Below are 25,085 nucleotides of genomic sequence, written 5' to 3'. Positions count from 1 at the left end.
TCAAACCGAACATCAGTTTGTCTTGGAATTTCTTTTTAATTTCAAACAAAAGCGATTCATCACACATCTGAAGAAGTGGGCTTTCTCGCTTTAAATTCTGTAAATTAAGTATAGCTTCTTTCAAACTTAAATTTATAGGCATAGAGTCTCCCTCAAAAATCGCGTTAAGGTTGTCTATATATTGGGCTTTTGGAATGTTGTTGACCTAATAAATATAGTATGCAACAATGAGCCTACCTACTGGTAGGGAGGCTCAAATGGTGACTTCAAATAAAATACGTGATGTAGCCCTTCATTATTTAGCCAATTATGATTACGATTCATTTTCATTAAATCAAATCGCAAATGATGTAGGCATTAGAAAAGCTTCAATATATGCCCATTACAAAAGTAAAGAAGACATTTTCTATGCAGTCTTAATGCATTCTATAAAATCTGGAAAGCATACAATCGTTTGTTTCTTTCATGACCATCATCAAGAACCACTTGAAAAAACAATCAAATCTTTTTTTTATTGGTTCTTGATTGAAAGCAAAAAGAATGAAGAATTAAAGTTTTTGCTCCGAATTATGTACTTTCCCCCTAGTAACTTGAAGAATTACTCTTCTAAATATACAGGGACTTTATTGATTGAGCTCGAACGCTTGTTAAAGCGTTATATAAGGGAAAAGATACAAAAAGAAAAACTGGAATTCTCGCAGCATGAAGGAGAAATCGCACTTTCATTTATTACAATCGCTGAAGGTTGTTTAATTGAACTTTATTTTGCGGATAAACCACGTTACGAACAACGTGTAGAAGTAATTTTCCCTATATTTTGGAAAGGGATTCAATGAAAGGAGTTTAAACTTGAATGGGAAAAAAATTAGAATATAAGGGTACCGTTGTTGTCATCTTAACAACAGCGTTTTTATTTACATTTAGTCAATTTCTATTAATTACGGCATATCCAACGATTATGAACGAATTTGATGTGAATGCAACCCAAGTACAATGGCTGACTACGGCGTTCTTACTCACAACAATTATTTTTATCCCAATGACAGGATATTTATTGAATACTTTTACAGCAAAAACGCTCGTAGTTTTTTCACTTTCATGTTTAGTAATTGGTGCGGTAATCGGAGGCTTGTCACCAAACTTTGGCACTTTAATTTTATCAAGAGTCGTTCAGGCCATTGGTGCAGGCATCATTCTACCACTGGTGCAAACAATATTATTGAAAGTATATCCTTATGAACAAAGAGGGTTTGCAATGGGACTTTTAGGAGCTGTAGTCAACGTAGCACCTGCAACTGCGCCGTCAATCTCTGGTATGATTATTGATTTTTTCAGTTGGCGTTCACTTCATTGGTTGATACTTCCAATAGTACTCGGCACCTTAATTTTAGCCATTTTTTTTATGAGAAATGTGTTAGAGAAACAAGAAGAGAAGTTAGATCCTTTTTCAATCATACTTTCTGCAATCGGATTTTCTTTTTTTATTTTTGGTTTAAGTAATATCAGTGTAGTAGGATTTACAGACATACTTGTCATCATACCGATATTAATTGGTGTTTTATCCCTTTTCATTTTTGTGCGTCGTCAATTGATTTTACCCTTACCGGTTCTTAATATAAAATTGTTTCATAACTCCTTATTTCGTTTGGCAATGATTCTTGTCTTTATTAATATGATGCTTCTTTTATCTGTGGAGACGATACTACCAATGTTTGCACAGGATGTTCTTGAAACGAGTGCATTTTTATCTGGATTTATTCTAGTTCCAGGAACTATCATTCTATCTATCGTAACAATTATTTCGGGAAATCTATATGACCGGTATGGAGGTAAGAAAATCATCTTTATTGGCTTTTCGTGTACATTCATATCTTTACTATTATTGAACACCGTAGGCATGGAAGGTTCGCCTTATTGGATTATGGCCCATTTTTGCATATTTATGACCGGTTTTGGATTAACACTTATGCCGCTTGTTACGATGAGTATGAATGCATTGGATGATGCAGACATCTCTCATGGATCTGCCATTGTAAATACTGTACGCCAATTTGGAATGACTTTCGGCATTATCATTCTCTCGACTATAATTAGTGTTACCAATTCAATCATGGACACTTCCTATGAAGTTGGCACATATTGGGGAACAACCTATGCATTTATTGTGATGGCTGTGCTAGCATTAATCGGACTTTCGCTGACAGTCTTTATTAGCGAAAAGAAGAGAGTAACTAAGCCATCTACAGAAAACTAAAGTGCTACAGCCACGTTTATTATTAAATTTTGTTCAACTTTTATATCTACAACTATGAGTACCATTTAGGGTTATTTGCCTATCGAAAAATCAAGCCTAAAATGAAAACATATCAGATAGTTCAATAAATTCTCTTCACTTACAATTGGAACACCTGAAATTCGATATTTTGCCATTAATAAATGGATGTAATTATAGTATTTAACCGAAGCAGAAAATTATTTATGTCTAATAAAAATGAATGGAAAAAAGTTTAAACGGTTAATTTATAACTATAGATTGCTCACTGATAACTCTACTTTCAAAGGTGTTATATTATTACTTCCTTTTCTTGTTTCCCATCGGACTATTTCTTAACAAAGTAAATTTAACGTTCATTACAAACGGTCTATTAAGAGCAATATTTCTGACTGCATAAAAATTGAATGTACTATAATATAGAAGAAAATAATAAAATAGTGTGTTTAATAAAACCTAAAAAAGAAAGGGAATTTTAATGAGTAAAAATCAATATAACCAAAAGGAATCGAAGGAACTTCTAAAGAATAGAATTGAAGTTGCATCCAAAAGAAGAAAAGCAGAATTAGTGATTAAAAACGGTAAAATTATAGATGTATTTAATCAAGATTTAATTGAAGCAGATGTTGCTATACAGGCCGGTGTAATTGTAGGTATTGGAGAATATGAGGGTGAACAAGTCATTGATGCAAATGGTAAGTATATTTCTCCTTCCTTTATTGATAGCCATGTACATATTGAATCTTCCATGGTTACTCCCAAAGAATTTGCTAAGGTAGTGTTACCACATGGAGTTACAACCATTATCGCCGATCCTCATGAAATTGCTAATGTAGCAGGGGTTGAAGGGATTCAATATATGTTAGATAGTTCCGAAAATCTACCACTAAACATTTACATGATGGTACCATCATGCGTACCAGCTACACCTTTTGAGCATGCTGGAGCGATATTAAAAGCAGAAGATTTAGCTCCGTTTTATAACCATCCAAGAGTTCTAGGCTTGGGGGAGGTTATGGATTATCCTTCTGTCTATCACGCAGACGAAAGTATGATACATAAGCTGCACGATGCTAGGGTACAAGGAGTTAAAATCGATGGTCATGCTGCTGGCTTAGATATAGATGCCATTAATGTCTATACAACAACTGGAATCAAAACCGACCATGAAGCTATATCTACTAGCGAAGCCAAAGACCGTTTACAAAGAGGAATGTACTTGATTATAAGACAAGGTTCAGTAGCTAAAGACCTACCACAATTAATTGATGTTGTGACTGATAAAAATGCTCGTCGTTGTTTATTTGGAACAGATGATAAACATATAGATGACTTACTTTACGAAGGAAGTATAAACCATAATGTAAAATTAGCGATTCAACATGGAGTGGATCCTATTAACGCGATTCAAATGGCTTCATTTAGTGCTGCAGAGTGTTATGGGTTACACCACAAGGGGGCAATTGCTCCAGGGTATGATGCAGACTTTTTAATATTATCAGATTTAACTCATGTTGAAATAGAGGAAGTATATTCAGCAGGTAAACGAGTAGCACAAAACGGAAAATACCTGCATCAGGATAGTTGTCAAATAAATCCAGTCAAATCGCTGCTAAGTAGTATTCAAATGAAGGAAGTTACTTCAGAACAGTTACAAATCAAGTTTAAAGAAAGTAACTTAGCTCATGTTATTGAAATTATCCCAAATAGTTTAATTACAAAACACTTAGTAGAAGAGGTTGAAGTTATAAATAATTGTTTTCAACCTTCAATCAAGCGAGACCAACTTAAGCTCTCTGTTATTGAGAGACATCACCAAACAGGACATATAGGTTTAGGAATCGTAAAAGGATTAGGTATTCAAAAGGGAGCCCTTGCCACTACTATTGCTCATGATTCGCATAATATTATTGCAGCTGGAACGAATGACAAGGATATGTTATTTGCAATAGAAAAGATAAAAGAGATGGGCGGAGGTTCAGTAATTGTTGAAAATGAAAAAGTCATAGCTTCTTTAGCCCTACCTATTGCAGGTTTGCTATCTGATAAGCCAGTAGAAAAGGTATACAACGAATTAATGAATGTAAAAAAAGGATTAGATTATATAGAGGCATCGAAGAAATTCAACCCTTTTCTAACCCTTTCTTTCTTGGCATTACCTGTCATTCCTAACCTAAAATTAACGGATATGGGATTATTTGATGTTAAAAAATTCAGGCATATTTCAGTACAAGCTTAATAATTCTTTTTAGCAATCCATACCCGAACATCAAAGGATATTTCTTTAATAAAGCCTACTTACAGAAGTAAGCCTTATTATTATTTAGTAAAATCTTGTAAAAGCATACACAAGCCACCCAGACAATTTTGATAATATAATAATAAACCAATAAAAAACGCGATTCATTGCTTGAATCGCGTTTTTTTGGATAGGAAGGAAATATTTTTCTGTATATCTGCCTAAAAAATTTAATCGTACATACTTCACATTTTAAAAAGCTGAATAATATACAGGGTACACATTACGAAGGAGGGGCTTTTTTTAATGTACTTTCAAGAATTTAATCCAGAAGAACCGTTTTCCCCACAAGATCAACAAGAGGTTGGCAGCGAATTAATACAGGAAGAGGAAAGACAATTCCCGACACAAACCGGTTACTACCCATATCCATACCCTAGACCGAGACCAAGACCACGACCACGTCCATATTATCCATATTATCCTCCATTTTTTTATCCATTTCCTTATCCATACTATCCATATCCATACTACCCTGGTTACGGATATGGCGGAGGTTATGGTGGAGGATATTAAAAGCAATTTAGCATTTTGATTAAAGGTAATATAGTACCAAGAGTCTGATAAATCACTTTATCAGACTCTTTTTAGATTGTAAGTGATAATCAGCGTATGCTATATTATGAGCATGTTTTTGATCATTGGGTAGGAGGCTTTTCTCATTACCCTTTTCCAAATAATCACTTTTTTAACCGTATCCACTTGGACCAGGAGCGTTTAAAACTCCCTTTCTAAACTGTGCCATCTAGAATATCTAGTTCTTAATAGGGCTTAAAATAGGGTAGCGCACTTCCTTCTCAAATAAATAAATAATCTTAAATATGTGCAAAAATTACTATGAGCAGTATGAGCATTTCAAAGATTTCCGCTAGTCAAGGACACAACTAGTGGCTTATTTATGATTGAAGCGATGTAATTGAATCCCATTGCCCCACTTACCTTCTTAATTAACCATTTTGTTCTTGTTTTTCCAAAATTCGTTTCGCAAATGTGCCTTTTGTATTTTGCCTGAACCTGTTTTTGGAAGTTCTTCTACAAAGCTGACAGATGTTGGGGCTTTATAGTGGGCGAGCCGTTCTCTTGCAAAAGCAATGATTTCCTCTTCCGTTACCGTTTCTCCATCGCGGACAGCCACAACGGCATGCGGGGTCTCTCCCCATTTTTCGTGAGGGATGGAAATCGCGGCAGCTTCCACTACAGCTGGATGCTCATACAGGATATTTTCCACCTCAATGGACGAAATATTTTCTCCACCGCTGATAATAACATCTTTTTTCCTGTCGACAATTTCGATATTTCCGTCACTGTCGACGACTCCCATATCTCCTGTATGAAACCAGCCATTCCTGATGACTTCATTTGTCGCCTTATCATTTTTCCAATAGCCTTCCATCACACCGTTGCTCCGAATTACAAGTTCTCCGATTTCCTGACCGTTAGGCGCCACTTCTTCATCTTGTTCATTGACCACTTTCACTTCGGTTAAGCTCATTTGATAGCCCGCCTTTGATTTCATCCGGTATTGTACTTCTTTAGGCTCATCCAAATGCTGGGCGCGGATAATGGATGTTAAGGTCAGCGGGGACGTTTCTGTCATTCCATAAACCTGTATGAATTCCCAGCCCATTTCTTCCTCCACTTTAGCTATAAATGTAACAGGTGGTGCAGAACCGCCAATGACAACCCTTACATTTTGATTTACATTCAGTTTATTTTCATCATAATATTGGAGCAGTGAATTCAGTACGGTAGGGGCCATATGCATAATCGTTACTCCATGCTTTTGTAGCTTCTCAAAAATGATATTGGGACGGGTTTTTCTTAACATGACCTGGGTAGCACCATTGCCTGTGTAATAAAATATCGAGCCCCAACCATTAACGTGAAACATTGGCAAAACATGAAGCAGCACATCTTGATCACTCACCCGTAAATGATGCATCACTTGAAGAGCTTGCAGATAATTGTTTCGATGAGTGAGCATCACACCTTTCGGGTCTCCTGTCGTGCCGCTTGTGTAAAGCAGGCTTGCCATATCTGTTTCGTCTATTTCTGCACGATCAAACGGCTTTGCTGGATATTTAGTCAGCCACTCATCGTAGTCGAGATCGTTTTCTTCAAATTTGATCTTGCTGCCCCCGTGGATAATGATTTGTTCCACATTTAACTGATCTCGGACCGGGTCGATAAGACCGTACAATTCATAGTCCACTAATAATACTTTGGTTTCACTGTGGTTTAATATAAACAAATAATCATTTGGTTTCAACCTAATATTTAGCGGGACGGTAACGGCTCCCAATTGAAATGCTCCGTAGAACCCTTCTAGCATTTCCAACGTATTCGGTGCCAAAATAGCAACCTTGTCACCTTTTTCGATACCCAGTTCTTGAAGCCCATGAGAAAGCCTGTTTACTCTTTCATTCAGTTCGAAATAAGTAACAACCTTTTCATCATCAATAACTGCCGTCTTATCTCCATACAGCTTCACGGCTCGATCTAAAAAATCTGTCAATAATAAAGGTACGTACATGTCAACTCCTCCAATAAAAATGATTTTAAAATATGGTATATTGTATTACATTATATTTATTATCCGAAAATCTCGTAGGTACGAGTGCAGGAGATTGATTTAATAATGGACCCTTCACAAGATCATCTGCCCCCTTCCCCATTGCTTAGTTGAACCGGCATTTTACACTCCTAATAGTGTCTGACAAAATAATGTCACTTGGACAAAAGGAATGGTTATGGTCTGAATTTAACAACTCGATTCAATAACGTATCAGCAATATAAATGTCACCATTTGCCCCTACAGCAATTCCTTGAGGAGAAAAGAAATTATGATCTTCTCCACCAAATTGCCCAATCGTATCTAAATATGTTCCATTTGAACTAAACTTTTGTACGCGATTATTTGATGAGTCTGCGACATAAACATTATCGTTTTGATCAACAGCAATGCCAATTGGGAGGAATAGGTCTCCGTTTCCTTCACCCCAATTGTCTAACGGATCAATTTGTGGGTTCCCACCATTCGTCCCCCACTTAGTAATAAAGTTGCCTGATTCATCAAACTTTTGGATTCGACTATTGTATCTATCAACAACGTAAAGATTATCTTGAGAGTCCACTGTGATAAATGTTGGTTGTCTAAACTGGCCATTTCCTAATCCTTCTGTGCCCCAGCTTCTTACAAAATAGCCAAATGGATTAAACATTACGACTCGATTATTCCCGGTGTCGGCCACATAATAATAGCCGTCGCTCGTTGTCGTTACCCCCATTGGAAAGCTTAAATTATAATAACCAAAGTTAAATAACCATGAGCCGTTTTGACTAAATACTTGGATTCGGGAATTTCCTGTATCGGCAATGACGATCTCATTGTATTTCCCGTTATATGTTATCTGCTTAGGAGCGATAAACTGCCAATAGTTAGTCCCGTATGCAGTTGGGCCACCATTTCCGCTGTTGCCACCCCATTTACCTAAGAGGGTTCCACTGTTATCAAATTTTTGCACTCGATGGTTAAACGTATCCGTAATATAAACGTGGTCGTTATTGTCAACCGCGATTCCTACAGGCTCCGAAAACACGCCATCAGCATTCCGTAAATTTCCTAAATAGGAATGAACAGAAGCATAGGTGGAATAGCCTCTAAATTTAACTAATCGACTATTACCTGTATCAGAAACGATAAAGTCCCCATTTCCAAGCGGCAATACTTGGGAAGGAAAAGCAGGCTCTAAATTATAAATACCTATGTCTGTCGAATATTGATATTGGTGGTTGCTATTATATTTCTTAATTTTATGATTTGTTGTATCAACAACATAGACATCCCCGTTTGTGTCTAAGTTGACACCTCTAGGATAAAAAAATCGGCTTCCACTATCTCCACTTTGACCAGTTGTGCCAATTTGTCCAAGATAATTCCCATTTACGTCTAAAATTTGCACACGATGGTTGTAAGTGTCGGCAACATATACTTTATCACCAGTTGCATCTTGTTTTATCGAAATTCCCTGAGGTAAGCGAAATTGGGCATTTGCCGTTCCTCGACTACCATATTGATACAAGTAGGTTCCACTTTGATCAAACACTTGAATACGATCATTAAATTCATCGGTAACATGATAGCGATTTTGACTATCAATGGCGATTTCTCTAGCTAGACCAAACTGGCCATTTCCTGAACCATGGGATCCCCAAGCCGTAATAAAATTAAAATTAGAATCAAACTTTTGGATTCGATTATTTGCCGTATCGCCAACTAAAATATTTCCATCGTTGTCAATCGCTACCCCAAAAGGCGTATTAAATTCCCCATTCCCGCTACCTAGCCTTCCGAACTTTTTAATGACGTTTCCGTCTTGATCCATCTTGACAATCCTATGATTACTCATATCAGCTACATAAATATTTCCACTTGCGTCCTTCGCCATCGCTACCGGGGAATTAAAAATTACCTCCGTTCCTTCATTAGCCTTTCCCCAAATATCAACAACCGATTGAGCACTAACTGATCCACTAAATAGTAAAAATGCGATTAAAATTAATGGCAATGTTTTTCCAAACCTTTTAACGCTTTGATTAATCATGTTTCCTCCTTTGTATTGAACGTTATTTTATTTAATAACCGTCGCTATAATTCTGTCATTTAATCAAGGGGTACTTTCCAGGTAGTTAAAGAATACGGCTTCCAAAAAGCGACAGGGATATCATCGAATCTAATAGATAATTATTTTAGGGATGGATATCCTTAGGTTTACTATAACGGAATGACTAACCAGGCAATTCTTTTGCAGGTTCATCGCTCCGGATTTTTTAAATTTTCGATAATTTGGTTATAAAATGTTCCTTGTGGAAGACCTGATTTCAAAGTAATTCCAACGATGGACTTGTCAAAATTACCTTTTCCCAAAATTCACCTCTGCTGCTGCCAATAATTTTTGTCTTGTCATCATCCCTTTCTTTGATATCTAATTTGTGTCGCTTGCTACTTATGACAGGTGATTCACTTTTCTCTTTTTTGATTATACTAAATTTTTTAAAAAGTTTCAACATAGTTTTTCTCCGAGTCTGTGTCCATCATTTGTGGGCAGTAATTTTTACCCTCTATATTTGTAAGCACTTCCAATTATGATATGATAAATCAAACTTCCCTTTCATACTGGATCTCATACATATAGAAAGAGGGGTACTTTATGCCCCTGTTGATGTAAAATTGTATCACTGGTATTATGAGAAACTAGCATTTGAATATGTAAAATCGTTAAAGAGGCCAATTTAACAGGTGAATTTAAGTCATTAGATCTTGAAACCATTGCTTATAGTTTCATGAGAGTAGGTAATTTCTTGTGAAGATGTAGGTTTAGTTTTCACAATTTCATTATCTCATTTATCCAGTTACATCTTGGAATGGTCAAAATAAAATTAAATTAGAGGTGATTCACTTGTCACTAAAAACTGATAAAAAATTAACGAAAAAAGGTTTAAACACACGAAGAAAACTATTAATAGCAGCTGAAGAGGTTTTTGGTACGAGGGGGTATTTTGAAGCGTCAATTGTCGAGATTACCCAAGGAGCAAATGTTGCACAAGGGACGTTCTATAAGTATTTTCCTTCAAAAAAGGCAATTTATGATGAACTAGTTCAGCAAATGAGTCGCGATCTACGCCTTTTTATTAAACAAGCGATCGAAAAATCTCCACAGGTCGATTTGCATCGGAGAGGTTTTGAAGCATTTTTTGAGTGGGTAGCTGAAAACCGAAACTTATACAGCATTGTTCTGCAGGCAGTTATTGTTGATAAGGATTTATATCGCTGGTACTACGAGAAATTAGCAACTGGTTATATTAGAGCTATAAAAGAAGCTGATAAAACAGGTGAATTTAAGTTACTAAATCACGAAGCATTGGCTTATAGTTTAATGGGCATCGGTCAGTTTCTCGGGATGAGATGGGTTTATTTGGAAGAAGAAGAGGTCCCTAAGGAAGTATTGGATGTAGCAATGGAGATGGTAATACACGGAATATCGAGGTAAGAAAATTACATAGTAGCAGGGAATTATCCAAGAATTGAGAGTGCCCTCTTATAAAGGAAGCTTGCTTGCAACTGAAAATCAGACAATTGTATCATAATTTTCAACCCCTCAACTCGTTATAACCTTGTATTACATTTACTTGAATACTATGTTTCTTGAAAAATTCTTGTTGTTCATTAAAAGCACATAATGATCGAGATAAACTACTTTACAAATAGGGTTGTTGTTCTTTGAGGTCGCTACAAACGATTCCAATTCTTCGTCTGTTAAGACAATTGCAATTCTGAGAAGTCAATTTCTCTTACATGACAAAGTAAGTCATCCGCATATTCGTAATAAAATCGGCTTTCAATAGGAATTGAATCGACTTTGAAGTATTTCAGGCTTTCTTCATAATTATCCATTTCTGTGACTCGCTTGATTCTCTCATATGTAACTTGACGGCAAATGTGCCAAGTATAAATTTTCTATTCTCACCGTTCCAATAACTAACTCCTCACTCGCTTAGACATACTCATACCTCTTTACTTGCAGAAGTAAAAGTCAGTCTTGAAGAAATAATGGATAGATCAGGTCACACAGAAGAAAGAACAACAAGAAATATTTATCTCCATGTTAAAAAAGAATTGAAAAAAGAGGCTTCTCAAAAGTTTGGTCAACTGATGAGAAGCCTATAATAATGTACCAAATGTTAGCCAAATGACTTTTCACTTACACAAACCCATATACATCAAGGTTTAGAGGGCAACTTACATCATACCGCCAGTAAGATGAGAGTGTGTAATCTCTTTAACGATAGGTAAAAAGTGTTCAAGATATCAAGGTTTTAAGGAATCTAGGATCTAACATATTTAACGTTAATTTATTGTTTTACATGGGAATACGTTAGCAAAATGTTAGCATTTTGTTTATACGTAGTGTTAAAAGAGATTTTTCATTGTAACATCTACTGCAAACTCAAAACCCTTACAGGCAGTTATTATATAGCTTCTTCCGTATAATTCCTTTATTCATGTTTATTCCCCTAACTATACCTCACGAAATCAGAGCGCGCGTCGTCCATATTTCCCCTTCAACCGATAAACTTCTTGCAATGGAGGAATATTTTCAAACATTCCAGCTTCTAGCTTATCCCAAATGATTCCTAATGCTGGTTTAGGATGGTTATTCTCTGTTTTTAGCAGGCGAGTTGGTGTCACGATATAATCAACAACGGTATCATATTCCTCTGGGTCAATCTCTGCATCTACAATTTGGCAGTCATGACCAAGACCAAAAACAATAGATTTTGTACTAACGATTCCCATTTCCCACATCATTCCCCACTCCAAATCAAAGTAGCCATGCCCCTTACCAAAACGAAGTCCATTTGGTTTCATTGCAGAAGCTCCAGTGAAAAGAAGTGGAATATGATTGAACTCATCTTTAATTTCCTTTAACGTGATTGGAGTTAGAAAAAGCTCAATCCCGTCTAATGTGGAAGCGAATTCTTCCTTACCCTCAGGTACATCCCCAGGGCGAACAATTTGGAAACCACGGTTAATTCCGTATGTTGTCATAATCAATGCCTTCTTATCTTTTAACGTGTACTCTCTTAATTTCCTCATGTTGTTATCCGGCGTAATAAATACAACCGACGCCTGGTGATATGCCTTCTGTTCGCGAACAATTTCCGCTCCTTGATTACTGCCTTCATAATCTGCTATAAATTCGGCAAAATCCCAATGAAAACGAGTATCTGGCTTCCCTACTTTTCTAAGTTCTGCCCAAATTTTTTCTCTTGCTTGTTCTGCGTTCATCATCATTCTCCTTTAGCTTTCTTATTATTTTTATAATCTGCTAATGTAAACCAAACCTGAAATCCAAAAACCACCAATAATCCAATAAGGGAAACCCAAATTAGTCCATTAAAAAATTCTAAAGAATACATAGATTCCATTCCTTTCCTTAATCTAGATTTTTAATCGTTTCTCTTAATTGATCAAAGTTGTATCCTGTTTTTGTGAACCTCGCACCGATAAAAATAATAAGAGAGGAAATCAAGATGGCCACTATAAAACTATTTAAATATTGTCCCATTAAATAAAGTGGAACCCCTATAATCAACCCAAATATCGTTCCTCCTGTCGCTAATTTTCCGCTGATTCGCTTATGATACAACCCAGCAATTACTGGAACTACTGCAGCTGCTGCAACTAAGTCTGCAAAAAGTAGTATTTGTAAAATAGACGGTGCCTGAAATGCTACGAGCATTGCAGCCACTGCGAAAATAATCGTGGAAATTCGTGCAACTTTTACTGCAGCTTTAGAATCCATGTTTGGCATAAGACTTTTCACGATATCTAAAGAAGCCGTAGAAGAGAATGCCGCTAAAGCGTCAGATCCTGTTGACGTTGTTGCAAGAACAATAATTAATACGAATAACATCGATCCCCATTCTGGTAATACCGTATGAGCGACGAGTGCCGTACCGATAGAAGTGTGTGGTAAATCCATTGCCATCGAAATAGCAATTAAACCAAAAACACCAGCAATAATTGCCATCGGGAATGTCATAATCGATGCATTGATTAGACCTCTTTTTACAACTTGAACATCTTTCGCAGAATAAACACGTTGCCACAATGCCTGGTTCAACAATTCAGCTGAAGCAACTGCAATAATAATCATAATTGCAAACTCTACACCAGGTCCGTGGAAAATATTCATCAGCTCTGGTGCATTTTCGACTACCCCTTCATACACAGCACCCGTACCACCTAGATTACGGAAAGCAAAGAAAGCAACGACGAATAATAATGGCGTTAATAAGATAGCTTGAATACTATTCGTAAAAATCGCAGCACCAAGTCCACCATATGTCGTGTAAATCATCACTGGAATCCCGATAATTAATACTCCCACACAAATTGGCATTCCACCTAGATATTGAAAGGCAATTCCTGCACCAATCAAGTTCGCAACAAGCAAACAGAACAGATACACAATAATGACAAACAATACGACAATAAACATCACATTTCCATAACGAGCCTTAACGTATTCGCCAATTGTATTTCCCGCTGGAAGAAGCTCTTTAATTCTACGAGAAATAGGAATAAAAATTAGGTAGGCAATTGAAAGTGCTAGCGCATATCCAACCATTGCCGTCATACCATCTAAATAAGCTGATTCAGCAGGTGAAAAAACCAAACCTGTGCCAACTGCATAGGCAATGAAAGTGGCTGTCATAAAGGAAACGGTTATATTACGACCAGCCGTAAAATAAGAATCATTATCTTTCATTTGTCTTTTACTAAATAAATATCCAAGAATAGAAATACCAAGCATAAGAATGATGCTAAATACAATCATGTATAAACCAAATGTGTTCAAAAGTGTAACCCTCCTCGGTTATATTCTAAAAGGCGAACAATGATTATAAAATATAACCATTTATTCACTTTTTAAATAAAAAACGTATATTTATTAGAACAAAAATAATAATAACAGCTAATAACCGAACAATCAACCCATTTAACATAAGTGCGAATATTAAATTTTGTCTCTAAAGTGAATTATCGAGAGACTTTTTTTCAAGCATAAAGTTCAAAACTAATTGACGGTTATACACCGTAGTCTAAATAGGAAATAATGGACTCCCAGGGGTGAGTTTTTTTATGAAGTGATAGGGCGTTTTTACAAACAGAATGGAAGTGAAAAAAAAAGAAATGCTCTTGTTGGCGATAATCTCTGGTTTTTTTGGAATTGTTTTAATAGACTTGGTTTTGGTAGTTTTTACAGGAGAGGTACAGTTCTTTATGTTATGCAGGAAATGATATCCAAATAACATCCTTATTCTTTATTTGGAAACTATTGTCATTTATTAGTCATAATATTGTGATGAACTAGCTTTATGTTCTCAAAAGTTTAGTCAACTTATGAGAAGCCTCCGTTAATAAACCTCAATGTTAGCAAAATGTTAGCATTTCACTCTCATCTTACACACAAAACCTTACGTAGCAAGGTTTGGAGCGGAAACTCACATATGCCACCCATATATTAACCAGTTAAATAGTTGAAAATAATCGCCCAGAACCCTATTAAAGCAACGTTTTTGTTTTCGTTCTGAACATGTAGATATACGATATTAAAACTTATCGGTCACTATTCGGAGACTAAAATATCATTCATAAAAATATAATTCATTAAAAAGAAGGTAATAAAAATGAGAACGAGGAAACTGATAAAATAATTAAAAACTTGGAGGGAGAAGTGCCTATTTATAAGAAAGTAACAGAGGTTTATGAGAATATCATTCATGAGCAAATTCAAATGTTGATAGATACTATTGAAATATACCGACCAGTAATGAAATAGTACATAGAAAATAAGGGTGATTTTAAACACCCAGATCTGCGTATTAAAAATGAAATCGGACCAATATTGGGATTTTCTGAAAGAAAAGATACATCAATCGTTTACTATATGAGAAAAAAATAATTATTAAAATAAAATTTACAGCATTAAGTAATGTTGCAGAACTTTATTCTTTTTGAAATTTAATACAAGATGGCTTTTTCTTAGATGCTCTTTTAGGACTCAAATATATAGAAGTCGGCTATTCAAAGAATATATTTGAGTTAAGGGGATTAATCAAGAAATATAAAAAGCTTCCATGTCCACCTCTATTTTCATTTTTTAAGAAACTAAAAATAGTTTTCTTACTTCTCTATACGTGCCCTTATTTCCCATCTCCTTTGCGCTTTCCATCCTACGGAATGTAACATCAAGCAGATTTTTATATTTGATTTTGTCTTACAAGAAGCCAATATAAATATAAGGGCATGAACTGAAATTCGTGCCCTTATTCAATTTGAATGATCAAGAATACGATTACTATGGACTAGCATTTAAACTAAATGAATTCACTAGTTACAAGCCTACATTTAAAAACTTGCACCATTTCAATGGATCAACCGATAGACCGTGTTCAATTGGAGGCTTTCCTGGAAAGAACCAAGAACAATTCTTGAGGGTAAAGGGGTTTATTAGACTAACAGTGTCGCCTGCGATGTACTTGTTTAATTATGCATATGGATATCCAATGTATGAACGGTTTTGTTTTAATGTCAGACCGTTTTTTTGCAACTTGTCTCGATCCTTCGAGCCATTAAGAATTGACATGTCCATCTAATCTTTGATCCCTTTATACCCTTGTACATCAGCTAACACCTTATCTAAAGCCTGCCAGGTCATTAATGCACAGTTATGTCTTGCTCTTAACTTATGAACACCTTCAAGTGACATTGCATCCTGAAGATCAACTTCTGTATTCGTTTGCTTTCCGTTTCGAATCAACTGCTCAAACTCATACCTCAACTCTGAAACATCACCTAGACTCTTTCCTTTAATTAATTCTGTCATCATCGAGGAGGAAGCCATGCTAATACTACAACCTTCTCCTTCAAATGAAACATTCTTAACCTTATTCTCATCGACATCTATATACAATGTGATGACATCTCCGCATGTCGGGTTTTTATAGTGAACTCTCTTAACTTGTTCCCCGTCCAACACACCTACATTGTGGCGATACTTTGCATGATCCATCACCACTTTGCGATAAAGGTCTTGAAGCATGTGTGATCCGCACCTTTCATACTTTTTAATGGGTAATAATTCCGAATCAAACTTTACAAGCATTCATTATACATTAATATAAACCGTCAACTAATATATCCAATGCTTTTGATGATGTTTCCCTATAACCTACATCTTGAACACAGCTTTCCTGATAGTTGATAAAAAGGAGTCTTCTCAGGAATTCCGTTCTTCAGATCACCATGTAACACATTATAACGAAACCTACAAACAGTATTGATAATTTCTAATAAGCTTCCTTTCCCTAGCTCTGAAGCCACCTTTTTAGCTGAAGGTCAAAAATTCCTTGTTTCATCCCTGGTGAGACATACATGACTTGTACTTTTTGAGTTAACGGGTGTGTCCATATGGTTGCTTCAACTTGAAAGACTTCCTCTAATAGTTGCTTTGTAAGAATTTCTTTTGGTCGCCCGTTCGCTACTAATCTACCGTCCTGCATAACAATGATCCGATCACAATAAGAGGCTGCTAGATTTAAGTCATGTAGGGCAGTAAATACCGTCATGTTAGACCGTTGTAATACATCGAGAAAATGAAGTTGATGGTGAATATCTAGATGATTCTTAGGTTCATCTAAAATAAAGAAGCTAGGTTCTTGTGCAAGCGCTCCAGCAATAATGACAAGCTGCTTCTCTCCACTAGACAATGTGGCAAAACTGCGCTGTTCATAACCTTCTAGTCCAACATGATTAAGTGCATTTATAGCAATGTCATAATCAACCTTTGTTTCTTGGTCAAGTAATTGTTTATCCGGATTTCTTCCCTTAAGGACAATATCTAAAACGGAAAAATCAAAAGGAACTGAACTTTCTTGCCCTACCACAGCTACTTTTTTAGCAAACTCTTTATGCTGATAAGAAGTAATTGCTGCATCATCCAACATAAACGCACCATCAGCTGATTTGAGCACTCGATATAATGTCTTTAAAAGTGTAGATTTCCCACTTCCATTTGGACCAATTACCCCAACAAATTCCCCTTCGTTCATATAGAAACTAGCATCTTGAACAATGGCTTCATGATTTAATTCAGTGACTAACTTATCAACAATTAATTTCATTTTTCTCCACCTCCACCAAATGAGTACGAGCTTTTTCTTAATAGCCAAATAAAAAATGGCCGTCCACATAATGCTGTAAAAATTCCGATCGGTAATTCTTGTGGCGCTACTATTGTTCTTGCAATTAAGTCTGCCCAATCTTAGATAAGAATACCTCCCACACAGTAAGAGGGGAAATCGTAACTGCACCTACCATCACTGAGATGGTCATTGATACCGTTAGGAAGATGAGCATCAACCATATTAAAAAACAGGGGCTCTCAGATGAAAACTTGAAGATAAGTTCATCTTTCGCTTAGTAACTTTTAATGTTCCCATCTCTTTACCTTTCACCGATCCTTCTTTTCTGGCAAACATAAATCAACCTAGAAGAATCATTTCTCTCATACCTACTACAGTCATAATCACCAAACGTGTAGAGAATAGTAAACCCTACTTCTTCTAACATTGCATCTAATTTCTGACGTTCATACAACTTGACTCGCTCCTCATACTCTCTTAATGCGCCGTTATCTTCCACCTTGATCTTCTTTACGACCGTATTGTTGATAATCATCCGATATTGAAGTATAGAAAGGTCATCAATGACATCCTTCGAAAAAGGTATAAGATGATTTTCTAAGAAAGATGGATTCAAATAATCAAAGACAAAATATCCATTTGTTTTCAGAGCTTGATAAGCATTCGCTAACACTTTTTTATTCTGTTCATCCTCTTTAAAGTATCCGAAGCTTGTAAAAAGATTAACGACTATATCAAAGTCATCTTTATAATTTAGTTCTCTCATGTCTGAGCGCACATAATGAATGTCTTTGGCGCACTCTTTATTCTGGGCTTCATTTAATAATGTAGGTGACAAATCAACTCCCGTTACATGAAAACCCTGCTTAGCAAACCACCTACTATGCCTCCCATTTCCACAACATAGATCTAGTAATGACTGACCTTCCGTCGTTGGTACAAACTTCATTAATTGAGTTAACTCCTTGTGAGCTAAGTCATCATTACGATGTTTATAGATTCTTAAATAGTCTTCATTAAAATGTTCTTTATACCAATTCTCCATTCGCCCCTCCGATAATATTAATCATTACGATTTTAAAAATGTATTTGTCTTAGTTTTATAATTTTATCAAATAAGAAGTAAGCTACTTGAGGTAGCCTACTCTTAACTCACAATACATGCGTTAAATTGTTTTTCTAGTTCATCCTTATCTAGATTTCTTCCAATGAAAACAAGCTCCGTTTTCCTTTTTTCCCCCTCTTTCCACTTCTTATCAGGTCTACCCGTGAACAACATATGTAGTCCTTGAAACACAATTCTTTCTTGCATCCCTGCGACATTCAATATCCCTTTATAACGAAGTAAGTCCTCTCCCTTTTCTTGAACCAAATAGCTCATCCAACGATCTACTTTGCTCATGTCAAGAGGCCTCTCTTCCGTAAATGCAACCGAGGATACACGATCATCATGATGATGGTGATGATGACCATCTAGAAAATGCGGATTTACATTTAGCTTATGATCGACATTGAATGTATGAATGTTTAAGATCTCTTGTAGATTGATCTGGCAATTCTCGGCATAGAGCCTTTTCGCTGTTGGATTCATTTGGCTGACCCTTGCTTCTAGTTGCTTTATTTCATCTGCATTGATTAAATCTTGCTTATTAAAAACAATCACATCCGCAAAGGCAATTTGTTCCTGTGCTTCGTCTTTTTTATCTAAGTGCTTTGTAATGTGTTTACTATCAACAACTGTGACGATACTATCTACTTCAAACACTTCACTTAGAATCTCATCAACGAAAAATGTCTGTGCAACCGGAGCCGGATCAGCTAAACCAGTTGTTTCAATAATTACCTGATCAAAATGCACATGTCCTTGTTCCATTGAAAAGTGTAAGGTACGAAGAATTTTAATTAAATCACCACGGACCGTGCAACAAATGCATCCATTATTCATCTCAACAATTTCTTCTTCAGAATCCACAACAAGCTGATTATCAATCCCAACCTCACCATATTCATTCACAATGACGGCTATCTTTTTATTATGTTTTTCAGTCAAAATACGATTAAGCAGGGTTGTCTTCCCAGCTCCAAGATAACCTGTTAATATCGTTACCGGTATCCTTGATTGCTTCGTAAAAACCATTTCATCACTTCTCTCTTAATGTTATTTAGACACTTTCTTTACCTTTTCCGGGTCTTTAGAGATTCCTTTAGATATTCCCTCTTCACGTGAAAAAACTTCACCCGTGTATGTGTGACTTATTTTCTCTGTTAGATCTCGATTTAACACAAGTGAATTTACAAATGCGCTCGCATCTTCTGACACCAATCCTTTGTACCAATTCCCAGAAGGGTACACGACTGCGACACAACGATCAACACACCGCCCATTGCAGCGAGTTCTTGTTGTATGTATAAGAGTATCTAAATTTCTTTTCGTAATTTCGTGACGAATCGCTTGCGTGACCTCTTCAGCTCCCAATTTATTACAACTACTTCCATTGCAAAACAATACATGATACTTCGTTTGACTAAGATCCCAAGTTGCCACTATACCACTCCTTATAAAAAGTAATTATTACGATTTAGAAATCGTTCTTATCCTTTTATCTTATTAATTATTCATCCAACTTACGTAAATCGTAATCATTACGATTATAGACCTAAAAAATAAAAAATGTCAATCACAACTTATTAATATATGTTATTAATTTATCTTCTTCAGCAAGCTTTACTAAATCTTTACGTATTTGTTAAATTGCTTATCCCTAGTTCAATAGATTGCCGCTCTATGTACTCCCCTATAATATAAACACAGATTGAAGTTCTTTCTCAGACTCGGTAAACTTGAAGCTTATCAACCGAGGAAATTTCATAGTTCGAACCCATGTCTCTCAACGTTTTCAAGACACGAAAAAAGGTGTACCTCTTTAAAAGTCGAATGAGTACGTGACTAAACAAACTCTCAGACTGAAGGAAGACAATTGAAATCGATCCTATTTTGACTGTTCTATCTAAAAAAAGCCTTGTATTTCAAAAGCGTACATTTTCCACTCCCTAAGAATCCACTTAAAATGAAAATATCTATCAGCTGAAATTGAAATATATTACAAGAATGATGTATCCAGGATGCTTTAACGACATAAAGCATCAAAGGTATTCCGTTAGCACCAGAGTGGGAATCAATCGAACAGGAAAAATGTTTTTTCGGAAAGCTTTAGAATTGGGGTTAATTAAAAAAGATCCAACGGAGTTTGCCTATGTAGAAAAGGATAAAGAAAACAATTGAACAGTTAGAGGAAGAGTCAGTTACAAGGTATATTGAAAAGGAAGAGCTTGCCTTGCTTTTAGAAACAGCAAAAAAAATCATGGGTTGAATTTTCTAGTCCACTCCTACACTGAAATCGGGGTAGCCTCCATGTAACGCAAGAAATGAAAAAAGAAGCCTCTCAAAAGTTCAGTGAACTTATGAGAAGCCTCCATCAAAATACTCCAATGTTAACAAACCACTCTCATCTTACATAAAACCCTTACGTATCAAGGGGTTTGGGGGCAGATTACATCATGCCGCCCATAAGGTGAAAGAGTACCATATCTTTAACATTGTGTGAGTAAAGTGCGGTATATCAACGTTTTGGATATCATTAGCTGTAACATCTTTAACGTGATACTATAGTATTTACTTCATTGCGTTAGCAAAATGTTAGCAATTTCAAGAAGGTAGTATGTTACAAGTTATTCATACACTCCACATGTGTGGAGTGTTTGTGGCAACACATAGGGTGATGGTGAAATGGAAATAACCTTCAATAACAGATTTTATGACACTTCATCCTTTTGTCTCAGATAAAGTCTTTTATAAACTCCTTTTTCCTTTAAAAGGCTTTCATGAGTTCCATATTCTACAACTTCACCTTTATCTAATACATAAATAACATCTGCGTTTTCTATGGTCGACAACCGATGAGCGACAACTACCATTATGCCCTCTCTCATAATGGAATCAAGTGAGGATTGAACTCTACTCTCTGTTGCCATATCTAATGCTGAAGTTGCCTCATCTAATAGCAAGACGTCTGGGTTATTTACAATTGCTCTGGCCAATGAAACCCTCTGTCTTTGGCCACCAGATAGCGTAATTCCCCTCTCTCCAATAATAGTTTCATAATTATCCGGAAGCGTCATAATAAATTCATGGATCTGTACAGCTTTACACGCTTCAACAATTTGATTTTTAGTGATGTGATTGGCACCCAAATGAATATTTGTTAATAGCGTTTCTTGGAACAAGTACGGTTCTTGAAAGACTATATGCGTTTTTTGAGACCAATTTGTACTTGAAATCTCTTTTAATTCAGATGAATGGTTAATTATGATATTCCCTTTATCTGGGCTGTTGTCCTTGGATAGTAATTGCAGTAACGTTGATTTCCCTCCGCCACTTGTCCCAACAAAAGCAACTTTCTGACCTTTTTTAATATCTACATTTATACTCTCAAGAATAGGCTGAGGGGATTGATGATAAGAGAACGTTACATCAGATAACTTAATATGCTCTATAGGTTCACTTAGTTGTTTATCCCCTTCTACTACTTGAGTTTGGTTAAATAACTCATTTAATCGGCTAAAGTGTGCCATTTTCCCAGAAATTCTTAATATTAACTGGAACATGAATTGCATAGCATCCATCAATTGGGATCCAAACTGATAAATGACGACTAACCACCCAATGGAGAGTTGCCCATTTATCACAAGGTAACCACCATATCCTAAAATAACAATGTTTGCTCCCCACCTCATAGGATCGCTTAGAAATAGGTGTTTATTTTCTAATCTTCCTTCTTTCATAATGGCAGTGAAGTACCGACCAAACAATCGATCATAAATTGCTTTTTCCCACTTTTGTCGATGGAAAGCAATTACTTCTCGGGTAGAAGATATCCCTTCTTCAATATGTACAAGTACTTTACTCTTTTCTTCTTGAACGCTACTGCTGGCTTGCTTCATTTTTGGACCAAAGTATCGACCTAAAATAATGTAGAAAACACTAAATATGATAATAATCAATAAAATCAATGGACTAATAAAACCAATAACACCCATCAAAAGAATAATATACAAGCCTTGTTGAATGACTGTTGGAATCTCTCGAGTTACTGCTTCAGATAGTCCTCGTATATCTTTACTGAAATAATAAACATAATTTGCAATTCGTTCGCTTTGAAAAATATGTAGGGGTACTTTGCTGACGTGAGTCATGAAATCCTTTGATAAAGAAAGTGAAAATTTATTAAAAACTGCTTCTCGAATGAGTGCACTTACAGGATTTAAAATACCAAAGCCAATAAACCCTACCGCAAAGATAATTAACAAAAATGGAAGTTGGTCATATTGCTGGTCGATAAATACGTCATCTATTATCCACTTTTGTACCCCAATGATAAGAAAGTTGGTTAACATGTAGATAATCATCACAAACATTGATAATAATGCAAGCCCTGTAACCTGTGAATAGTTGCTCCAAAACCAATGACTTGTCCCTTCTCTCTTGCGCTTAAACATCAGTATAGGACCCCTTTTTATTTGAATTTACTAATTCATAAAAAGCACCATAAGATTGCATGAGTTCTTCAAATGTTCCATGTTCAATAATACGTCCCTCTTTCATTACAACTATCCTGTCGGCTTCCATAATTGTTGATAACCTGTGAGCAACAGTGATAATTGTTCGGTTCTGACTTAAAACATGCAGCGCTTTTTGAACAAAGGCTTCACTTTCGTTATCCAAAGCTGAGGTTGCTTCATCCAACACAACGATACTTGGATTTTTAAGAAACATACGGGCAATGGCTATACGTTGTTTCTGACCACCTGAAAGTTTATAACCCCGTTCTCCCACTTCAGTTTCATACCCTTCAGGTAATGCTTCTATAAAGTTATGAGCATAGGACATCTTTGCCGCTTCTACAATTTCCTCATCTGATGAGTCAGGATTCCCGAAGCGAATATTCTCTTTTACAGATGTTCCAAATAAATATCCCTCTTGGAATACATAGCCTAACCTTTCTCTTAACGAACCAAGTGAAAGATTTTTTATCGGGATATCATTCATTAGAATTTCACCCTGCTGCGGATCATAAAATCTTCCCAATAATTTTATGAGAGTAGATTTTCCTCCACCTGACTCGCCCACAACAGCTATATGTTCTCCTACCTCAATCTTTAAGTTCACTCTATCAACATTAGGTGCATTTCCTTGATATGTAAAACTGACTTCCTTAAATTCTATAGCCCCTTGTTGGTTAGGCAAACATAGAGGATTATTAATCTCCCTAACTTCAGCATCCTGATGATAAAAATTATATAGTCTTGAAGCCTGAATCATGACCGTCTGTTGTTCAGTTAAACTTGTAACTAAAAAGGTAATATTAAACATCAAAAGTAGAAAATAAAAGAAAAAGGCTACAAATTCGCCAACCGTAATCATCTCGTTCTGTATCTGATCCGCACCGAACCAAAACAATAGAAGTATTGCAAAGTAAACCGTAATACGACGAACTGACCCTCTACTATGTGCGTAAAAGGTCGATTGTAGCCAATTGCGGTTAAACGGCTTGTAACGCTCTATAAAGTGAGACATTCTCCAGTCTATTGCTCCATAAGCTCTTAATTCCTGCATGGAAGACATTGTTTCATAGACCTGTTTTTCAAGATCTACCCTGTCTTCATTGTATCTTTTCAAATATAGAAACGCCTGACGCTCAACCCAGGGTCCAATGGTGTAGTACAAAAAGTAACTTGGAATGATGATAAGAGTTAACCAGAAATTCAATGTTAACAACATGATACTCAAACCAACAATCATAATAGAATACAAGATGATATTAGGTAAATAATCTCGATAAATTCTTTGGATGTCATTAACATCTGTATTCAATAATGAAAGGATTTCCCCTGTTGGATTCTTCTCTATGTAACTAAACCCCAAGCCTCGTAATTTATCAAAACTGGCATATTGTAAGTCCCTCGCGGCTTTTTCACGAATAATTCTCTTTTGAAGATTCATAACAGCTGCTGCTAAGATCATGAAGATAATGACTACAGACACTACTACGATCAATTGGTACAAGCCACTAATATCGTTGTTAGGAATAAAATCATCAATTAAAATTTGAAACGACTTCGGAATAACGATTTCTCCGAGCGTTAAAAATAATCCGCAAATCACAAGATAGAAAAGATGTTTTTTATAAGGTAATAGAAAGGAGATAATCCACTTGTATTCCTTCCAATATTTATGTTTTTGTTTTTTTCTAAACAGTCGCAAAGGAATCCCACTTTCTGATTTATTGAGTGGTTTTTTAGGAGGGCATTTGAGACTTTTCAAGTCGGTAGTCCAGCTCAAATCAGTTATTAATTAATTAGTCCGCTTTTAGTGCTGGAGAAACTTCATTTAAATAAAGGTCTTCCGCTTTCCAGTATCTATTTTAAAATTTACAGGTTTTCTCCCTTGTTTTCTCTTCTTCACGTGAAAGTCTCTTTTGTCGTGTAGAATGTATGTAAATCATGTAATCTAAGTATTTTCGCCACTCAGGCCTTTGGAGGAATATACCCTCTACAATGATTAAGTAATAATAGGGACTAGCTGAACATGAGGGAAGAAATGGTCTGTTTAAATCTTTTTCCATCAAGTAACACCAAATTATAATATTGAATTTTTTAAAAAATTCTTTACATTAGATATT

General features: G+C 35.9%; 16 protein-coding genes and 2 pseudogenes. 6 read left to right on the top strand and 12 right to left on the bottom strand.

Translation table 11 applies throughout. The features are described 5' to 3' along the window. The first annotated feature begins 260 nt into the window (after positions 1-260). The 4 genes from QGM71_RS20740 to QGM71_RS20725 all read left to right on the top strand — a co-directional run bounded on the left by QGM71_RS20740 (position 261) and on the right by QGM71_RS20725 (position 5,087). Entirely contained in the window at positions 261-836 is a 576-nt protein-coding gene (locus tag QGM71_RS20740) for a TetR/AcrR family transcriptional regulator (RefSeq protein ID WP_327609458.1), read from the top strand. Positions 837-853: 17 nt separating this feature from the next. Continuing rightward, the gene (locus tag QGM71_RS20735) at positions 854-2,254 is read left to right on the top strand and encodes a DHA2 family efflux MFS transporter permease subunit (protein ID WP_327609457.1); all 1,401 of its coding nucleotides are present in this window, start codon (positions 854-856) and stop codon (positions 2,252-2,254) included. A gap of 496 nt (positions 2,255-2,750) precedes the next feature. Beyond that, positions 2,751-4,511 carry an adenine deaminase gene (gene ade / locus QGM71_RS20730; RefSeq protein ID WP_327609456.1) on the top strand — a complete coding sequence of 587 codons (1,761 nt, stop codon included), beginning with the start codon at positions 2,751-2,753 and terminating at the stop codon, positions 4,509-4,511. Positions 4,512-4,817: 306 nt separating this feature from the next. Beyond that, positions 4,818-5,087, top strand: a complete 270-nt coding sequence (locus tag QGM71_RS20725) for a hypothetical protein (RefSeq protein WP_327609455.1) — start codon at positions 4,818-4,820, stop codon at positions 5,085-5,087. Between the two features lie 427 nt (positions 5,088-5,514). Here the strand turns inward: QGM71_RS20725 and QGM71_RS20720 are convergent, their stop codons facing one another. Beyond that, the gene (locus QGM71_RS20720; protein ID WP_327609454.1) at positions 5,515-7,104 is read right to left on the bottom strand and encodes a long-chain-fatty-acid--CoA ligase; all 1,590 of its coding nucleotides are present in this window, start codon (positions 7,102-7,104) and stop codon (positions 5,515-5,517) included. Positions 7,105-7,319: 215 nt separating this feature from the next. Next, positions 7,320-9,176, bottom strand: a complete 1,857-nt coding sequence (locus QGM71_RS20715; protein WP_327609453.1) for a 6-bladed beta-propeller — start codon at positions 9,174-9,176, stop codon at positions 7,320-7,322. An 846-nt stretch (positions 9,177-10,022) separates the two neighbouring features. Between QGM71_RS20715 and QGM71_RS20710 the strand changes: the two genes are divergently transcribed. Further along, positions 10,023-10,622, top strand: a complete 600-nt coding sequence (locus tag QGM71_RS20710; RefSeq protein ID WP_327609452.1) for a TetR/AcrR family transcriptional regulator — start codon at positions 10,023-10,025, stop codon at positions 10,620-10,622. Positions 10,623-11,110: 488 nt separating this feature from the next. Then, positions 11,111-11,299: pseudogene (locus tag QGM71_RS20705) on the top strand (tyrosine-type recombinase/integrase); the annotation flags it as partial. A 366-nt stretch (positions 11,300-11,665) separates the two neighbouring features. Here the strand turns inward: QGM71_RS20705 and QGM71_RS20700 are convergent. The 10 genes and pseudogenes from QGM71_RS20700 to QGM71_RS20655 all read right to left on the bottom strand — a co-directional run bounded on the left by QGM71_RS20700 (position 11,666) and on the right by QGM71_RS20655 (position 24,667). Next, on the bottom strand, positions 11,666-12,421 hold the full coding sequence (locus QGM71_RS20700; protein ID WP_327609451.1) for a 5-formyltetrahydrofolate cyclo-ligase: 756 nt from the start codon (positions 12,419-12,421) through the stop codon (positions 11,666-11,668). Positions 12,422-12,569: 148 nt separating this feature from the next. After that, positions 12,570-13,997: a sodium:solute symporter family transporter gene (locus QGM71_RS20695; RefSeq protein ID WP_327609450.1), complete on the bottom strand. Its 1,428-nt coding sequence runs from the start codon at positions 13,995-13,997 to the stop codon at positions 12,570-12,572. 1,797 nt (positions 13,998-15,794) lie between these two features. Beyond that, on the bottom strand, positions 15,795-16,244 hold the full coding sequence (gene sufU, locus QGM71_RS20690; RefSeq protein ID WP_327609449.1) for a Fe-S cluster assembly sulfur transfer protein SufU: 450 nt from the start codon (positions 16,242-16,244) through the stop codon (positions 15,795-15,797). A 265-nt stretch (positions 16,245-16,509) separates the two neighbouring features. Continuing rightward, on the bottom strand, positions 16,510-17,325 hold the full coding sequence (locus QGM71_RS20685) for an ABC transporter ATP-binding protein (protein WP_327609448.1): 816 nt from the start codon (positions 17,323-17,325) through the stop codon (positions 16,510-16,512). Further along, positions 17,322-17,462, bottom strand: a pseudogene (locus QGM71_RS20680) (iron chelate uptake ABC transporter family permease subunit); the annotation flags it as partial. The gene QGM71_RS20685 and the pseudogene QGM71_RS20680, both read right to left, overlap by 4 nt. Positions 17,463-17,647: 185 nt before the next feature. Continuing rightward, a complete protein-coding gene (locus QGM71_RS20675) occupies positions 17,648-18,391 on the bottom strand; it encodes a class I SAM-dependent methyltransferase (RefSeq protein WP_327609447.1) in 744 nt (247 codons plus the stop codon). Positions 18,392-18,493: 102 nt separating this feature from the next. Beyond that, entirely contained in the window at positions 18,494-19,483 is a 990-nt protein-coding gene (locus tag QGM71_RS20670) for a CobW family GTP-binding protein (RefSeq protein WP_327609446.1), read from the bottom strand. 21 nt (positions 19,484-19,504) lie between these two features. Further along, the gene (locus QGM71_RS20665) at positions 19,505-19,891 is read right to left on the bottom strand and encodes a (2Fe-2S) ferredoxin domain-containing protein (RefSeq protein WP_327609445.1); all 387 of its coding nucleotides are present in this window, start codon (positions 19,889-19,891) and stop codon (positions 19,505-19,507) included. A 1,268-nt stretch (positions 19,892-21,159) separates the two neighbouring features. Continuing rightward, on the bottom strand, positions 21,160-22,902 hold the full coding sequence (locus QGM71_RS20660) for an ABC transporter ATP-binding protein (protein WP_327609444.1): 1,743 nt from the start codon (positions 22,900-22,902) through the stop codon (positions 21,160-21,162). Further along, on the bottom strand, positions 22,895-24,667 hold the full coding sequence (locus QGM71_RS20655; RefSeq protein ID WP_327609443.1) for an ABC transporter ATP-binding protein: 1,773 nt from the start codon (positions 24,665-24,667) through the stop codon (positions 22,895-22,897). Before QGM71_RS20655 ends, QGM71_RS20660 begins: the two co-directional genes overlap by 8 nt. Positions 24,668-25,085 lie beyond the last annotated feature (418 nt).

The organism is Virgibacillus tibetensis, from assembly GCF_036026595.1.
Taxonomy (GTDB): domain Bacteria; phylum Bacillota; class Bacilli; order Bacillales; family Amphibacillaceae; genus Virgibacillus_P; species Virgibacillus_P tibetensis.
The sequence above is the reverse complement of the archived record's forward strand: the minus strand, read 5'-3'. Positions and strand labels throughout refer to the sequence as shown.